This window comes from Collimonas sp. (assembly GCF_035566555.1).
Taxonomy (GTDB): domain Bacteria; phylum Pseudomonadota; class Gammaproteobacteria; order Burkholderiales; family Burkholderiaceae_D; genus Collimonas.
In genome coordinates, this window is record NZ_DATMRB010000092.1 from 71,885 (window position 1) to 77,884 (window position 6,000).

Genomic DNA, 6,000 nt, shown 5'->3' on the forward strand with positions numbered 1-6,000 from the left:
GCAATCATGTGGCAAAGCATCAGCTACAAAGGCTTCGATATCTACGTACTTCCGATTCTCGATTTTGGTCCTTCGAGAAAGAGTACCAAGTATTCATACAAAGGGCATGTTTGTCGGCCATCAAATGACATCCGCTTTGTTGGGCAAGTCGCCACCTTCTCTCACTCCTTCCCAGAATTTGAAAATAAAATGGAGGCTTGGGAAGCTGGTCAAGATGAGGGGAAAACCATTGTCGACGGAACTCACCCCTACATCACGACAGATCATCTGTAGAGCTCTGAGATTGATCGAACTCACAACTAATTTCAAACAGAAATCGTAGTCTGCCGACACGATATAATGCGCGCGCTCCAGGAAGGCCATGCAGACGGCATTCCCTACCACCTCAAAATGGTCAGAGAGCGTCCATCCGTATCACGGCCGCCACGGCGATCGATCGCGCCGCAGAGTTCAAGGTAAGCGTCATGTGCCCAACCGTGGGCAGCAGTGTCACCGGAATGTCTGGGCGCCCGGCGTCAGCGAATACTTGCGCGAACTTGCCTGCAATGAACACCTCATCTTCTTGCCCGACTAGCACGGCCGCTGGCTTCCCAATCTCACGGATGTTGCGCTGATAGTCCTCACGAGGCTGGAAATTCGTCTCAAGTGCATAAGAGTACCAAGAGACGAGATCGGCATGCGGGGAATCGTCGACAGCGAAATCCACCACCGGTAGATGATTGAAACGGGTGATTCCAATCTGATTGAGCAATACCAGCGCCAGCAGCCGCGGAGCAGCGATAGAGACCCAGCCCCCAGCATCGGGCCTGTAGTTGGCGGCACGACGATTGGTGTAAGGAGCCATGAAAAGATAGTTATCAAAGAGCGCTTGCCGGGTGCCGCCGGCCACGCGAATGGCGAAGCCGCCGCCAGAAGAAAAACCTACCAAGGTCTTTGGACCGGCCGCTTGCAGCACACGCATGAAGTCTTCCAGGTCGTCATCGAGTTGGCCGATGTAGGAGATATCACCGTGCGGCCCCGAGTCGCCGTGCCCACGCACATCCAGTGCATAAACGGCAAAACCGGCCTGGGCAAAGCTCTGCGCAAGCGGATGCATGCTCTGGCTGTTGGCCGAGGAGCCATGCACCAGCACCACGCTGCCGCGGCTTGCCAGGCCGGTAGCAGCGTACCGCCGATATGCCAGGCGCGCGCCATCGCGTGCAACATAGTGGCTGAGCGGCGGCAAAGCGGAATAATCGACATCCTTGAAAGGAGCGCTGATGCTTTGCATGGGTTGTGGCCGGGCCGGGTCATCAAAAGCCAGGGCAAGGGCCAGCGCAGCCAGCAGCATCGACACCGCCACGGCTAACGTCAGAAGCACACTACGGACTCCAACACGGCTTGTTTTCATGGATCCGCCTCAAAAGGTACGATCGAATAGGCAATGACCTGTGGCAGGCCATTGCGCGTTCGGCGAGATCACACAGATCTCGCCCACTTGACAATCAAACGTCGCGAACAAGGTTGCGTCAGCAAACGTCAATATCTCATGGAGGCTCTTTTCATTGCATTTATTTTTTGCATGATTTCAGGAGTAAGCGCTTTGTCATAGAAAGGTCCAATGTTTTTCCGTACCAAAGATCGCGCTTTATCGTCCGAATACGACATGTGCCCGGCTTCTGTGTAGAGTTCGGTGACATTCGCTTGCAAATTGTCCGGCAATTGCATGGTCGCCAGATCCCAATGCAAATTAGCGAAATTGGTGGAATTGTCATAGTACCCTTCTGTCGCAAAAACCTGCATTGCCGGGTTGTTGAACATTTCCGCCTTGAGATCAACAGTTGCATCAGGCGTACCGTGCTCAACGCCATCGGGTGTTGTGTGCCGGTGATCAAAAACGTCGTTTACCGCCTCTCCATTGGCATTGATCAGCGTTCCAAGGTAAGCATAGTTCGATAGCGTGTTGTATTTCAGATCTTTGCTCACATAGGCGTTGTGCTCGCCCTTGTATGCAGGATCGAGATTTACCAGTGAAGGATCGTAGACAAGATAATCTGAAATCAATTGCGTGATTTCTGCCCCAGCCGATTGGCGCGTATCGTACATGCCCAGGGTTTTTCCAGGGACGAGAAGCACACTAAGTTTAGATGCAAAGTTAAACTGCGTATGTGCCTTATTCCAGCCAACGGGCCCAAGATTAGCCTCTGCATTGGCCCAGCCGGCATCGTCTGGCGTATAGCGGGCCTTATCGAGCCCGGTCAATCTCAAGTACTCAGGTTGTATGGCGGGCCATTTCGTTTTGTCATCGATATTCAAATAGGGTCCAGTGATGAAAGCCGTTGCCTCGGCCGCGATTTGCGCTGCTGGTTCCGCCTGCACTGCTGCAGACAGTTTTTTGTAGTACCAGGCCGACATGACATCTACGGCGAATACGAAGTCGGGTATAGCCGTCGACGCTCCTGGTTGCTGCGACTCGATGTCATAATAATTTAACGCTGGCGACTGCAGAATCAAGCCGTTGAGTTGAATGCCATAGCGCGCCTGCAGTACGTAGCTCATGATTGAAGTGCGTGGCCCGCCATACGACTCGCCAAACAGGAATATCGGCGACGTGTATCTGCCATTCACCGTGAGATAGCGCCGGATAAATAGCGAGTCGATATCGACGTCGGTGTCGGTGCTCCAGAAGTCGCTATTTTTATTAGGAGCAATGGCGGATGAGTAGCCGGTGCCAACCGGATCGACAAAGACCAGATCAGACTTGTCCAGTAGAGTTTCAGCGTTATCGACCAAGTGATATGGCGCTCTGGTCGTTACATTCGGGCCACTGCCAGCTTGGCTAGTCGTCACCCGCTTTGGACCGTAAGATCCCATCAGCAGGTATGAGGAAGGAGATCCTGGACCGCCGTTGAAGAAAAACGTGATCGGGCGAGAACCGAGCGGTGCGCCGTCCAAGGTATATGCAACATAGAACATCGTTGCTTGAGGCCGCGGTACGCCGCCATCTCCGCTGTAGGCAATAAGGTGCCCTACCGTTGCCGTATAGCGCAGCATTGTCCCGTTCAGAGGCAAGTCATGATGCGTGACGGCCGCTCCCTCGTTGGCATCTTTTGCACTGACGTTTTCGTCTGCCATGACCGTGTATTGCGTGGCGTCCGCATAAGCGACATCTGGAGCAAGTGGGGTTACTACAGGGGGGGCTACTGGGATTGTTTGATCAGGGGTGGCGGCTCTACCCAAGTTGTTATCGTCCCCACCGCCACAACCGGCGACCGTCAGAATTGCGAGGATACAAGCACTAGCACCAAGTAAATTCAAAGACTTTTTAAAAATACGTGTCATATTTTTCCCAAAGCAATGGCAGCACAGGTTAGAACAAAACGTTCTTGGATTTCGAATAACGATTCGTTTCCCCGCATATCTTCCGCGCGGAAAAAGAAGGGACAATTGCTTTTCTTTTTTTCTGCTATTGCGCATCGCCAGGATTTGCAACTCCCGACGATTCAACTTCGCATCGGCTGAAACCGGGGGCTGATTACTACTTTCCGCAAACACTTAAAGACATGCCGCGGTTCCGTTCGGTAATAGAGTGCATCCTTTCTCTGAGCATTAAGACAGGCATCCCATGCGCTTCCTGGCACAGGCGGAGTACGCATTTGTCAGCTCCGTCGCGACCGATCCGGAATGAAGCTATGGCCGGCAATTGTAAATTATTGTTTCTACACGACAACCTAGTAGAATTGACAGGATGAAATTTTTTTGCCGATGGGCAGCTTAAAAAACATTGGAAAGTGGACTGAACGGAAGCACGAGTTTTGCTGCGGCCTGGGCAACTGGAGTGGTCTCTGATCAAACGGGGACGGTGCCGGACCGGCTCTGGCGCGTAGAGCAGGATGCCAGCGACATTCGCCAGGCGAGCTGCCGCGGCCGATTAAACAGCTGGTGTTGCCGTGCTTGGAGCAACGCCTGTTGATCGAGTGGCTATGACAATAGAACAATCAACAGCGCAGAGCCGCGAATAATAACGCGGGATGTCCACGGTTTGATCGAATTCCTGAGGTCGGTGTTTAATGCGCACGGCGAACTTCGAACCGGTGCACCGACAGAGATAAGGATTGGCGACTCAATCGTGATGGTAAGCGATGGCGGCGGGCTGCGTGAAATGTGGCCGGCCTTTCTCTATGTTTATGTCGAAAACGTCGATGAAACCTATAAGCCGGCAGTAGATGCGGGCGCGGTTTCGATCGAAGAGCCTATGGAGACGCCTTACGGTGAACGACGTGCGACGATCCGGGATCCTTGGGGCAACTTGTGGCAGGTGGCCACGCACCGCCCCTGAATTCAAACTAAGGCACGACCTGAGTCCGCAAATGATAGCCACGTTATCGCCAGCCGTTTGAATCGGCGTCCGGCATCCTGCGACCATCTTCCCTAGCAATCACCTTCCAGTCAGCATGCCCCATCTGTTTGGCAACCACCAGAAAAAGCTGCCGCCAAGCCGCAAGCCAACCAAGAACTGATCGCCGCCGCCCTGCCCGGACGAGAACGGCAAATTGAAGGCCTTCAACATGAAAACCTCACCATTCGCACTTGGCCGATTCACCTTTGTCTGACGCTATCGCAGGAATGCGGCAGTGCGTCGCAATGAACCATTGCCCTTTCCGGAAGAAGCACGAATGTCCAAGGTATCGCGGTCTGTATGAAACCTCAACATACTCTGGTGCTCTTACAAATCGATACAAAATAGTTTTAAAAATCAGCATCATTAAAAGTGCACATTCGGCGCACTTTGAATGATGCGTTTTTTTGGTTTTCATGGCACGTGCAGACCAGAAAACATACTTAGCTAACTCGAATGGTGCGGCGTCTGATTTTCAGGTTGCACGCAAATTAGAAAATAACATTGACCAACATTGATGCACATACATTTTATTTGCATTCGACATTCATGAAGATCTCCAAACCAAATGGACGAAATATATGTTGTTTACTTCTAAAAATAAGCGTCATATTATTTATTTGAAGAAATTATACAGACCTGTCCGCATTGCGATTATTGATATAACAGGCGTTGATATTGCGCAGCATGACTTCAAAAGAGTTACCGCTGGCGTTTGTCCTCAAAAGTGGAGACACCATGATTCGCACCAGACTTCATCCAATCGTCACCTCACAGCGCTCGCCTTCAGGCGAAGACGCCAGCCGCAGCTCCCCTCATTTTTGGCGCAGACAGCGTTAGCGCTGTCGCCACCCCGATAACGGACTGAGTTCCGTTGTGCACTGCATTGCTAACGGTGATGCAGATTTAAAGTAGCGGGTGCTCTATTAACGATCCTGCTACAGATGTTGTTTGGAAAATCGAGGCCCTTGGATTGTTCAGTGCCGAAAACCGCAACACGTTGTACCAACTTGGGGAATGAAACTATGCAATCAAATATATTGTTTGTCACGCGCAGCATGGGCCATGCCGCTGTTATTGCTGCTGGTCTTTTCATGAGCGCGGTTCCGCTGTCCGCCTTTGCCGGAGAGACTGTCAATGGCTTCGTTGATCAGGCACAAGTTCAGGCTGAAGCACAGGCGCACGAAACCTGGCGCGAAAACGTCAGGCAGTTTGCTCCAATAGAAGAAGGTTGCCATCACGCTTCGTATCCCAACATGAAATGGGAAAAGGTAGAGTGCGGTGCAAAGTCGAGCTATCGATCCGCGCCTCGGAAGATCAAACATGGTGACGAAAAAATCTTTGGAGGAGCCACGCCCAGTAGCGCACAAGTAGATGGGAATGGAACCGACTATTCCATTCAAGCACCGTCTGGAAGCCTGATCAGCACAGCCGTCGGCAGTTTCCCATCGGTCACTGGCGTGACCTCGGAAAAGGGTGTGAGAAGTGGCTCAGGAAATTCGGACAGTTGGTTAAGTGGTGGCTTTGCTTCACAATCTCGACCGGAAGGTCGATTACTGGAGCAAGGGCATGACCAAGAGAACGAGACGGAACCACACAGGGAACTTCAAAGCCAAAGTGGC

General features: G+C 52.1%; 4 protein-coding genes and 1 pseudogene. 3 read left to right on the forward strand and 2 right to left on the reverse strand.

Annotated elements, in window-relative coordinates; all coding sequences use genetic code 11:
- Nucleotides 1-6: 6 nt before the first annotated feature.
- Complete coding sequence (locus VNZ65_RS11940) at nucleotides 7-273, forward strand: hypothetical protein (RefSeq protein ID WP_325669215.1); 267 nt, start codon at nucleotides 7-9, stop codon at nucleotides 271-273.
- Nucleotides 274-394: 121 nt separating this feature from the next.
- Here the strand turns inward: VNZ65_RS11940 and VNZ65_RS11945 are convergent, their stop codons facing one another.
- Complete coding sequence (locus VNZ65_RS11945; protein ID WP_325669217.1) at nucleotides 395-1,390, reverse strand: alpha/beta hydrolase; 996 nt, start codon at nucleotides 1,388-1,390, stop codon at nucleotides 395-397.
- A gap of 128 nt (nucleotides 1,391-1,518) precedes the next feature.
- Nucleotides 1,519-3,534: a S10 family serine carboxypeptidase-like protein gene (locus VNZ65_RS11950; RefSeq protein ID WP_325669219.1), complete on the reverse strand. Its 2,016-nt coding sequence runs from the start codon at nucleotides 3,532-3,534 to the stop codon at nucleotides 1,519-1,521.
- 487 nt (nucleotides 3,535-4,021) lie between these two features.
- Here VNZ65_RS11950 and VNZ65_RS11955 point away from each other — a divergent pair, with 487 nt between their 5' ends.
- Nucleotides 4,022-4,318: a VOC family protein gene (locus VNZ65_RS11955; RefSeq protein WP_325669221.1), complete on the forward strand. Its 297-nt coding sequence runs from the start codon at nucleotides 4,022-4,024 to the stop codon at nucleotides 4,316-4,318.
- A 1,085-nt stretch (nucleotides 4,319-5,403) separates the two neighbouring features.
- Nucleotides 5,404-6,000, forward strand: a pseudogene (locus VNZ65_RS11960) (hypothetical protein); the annotation flags it as partial.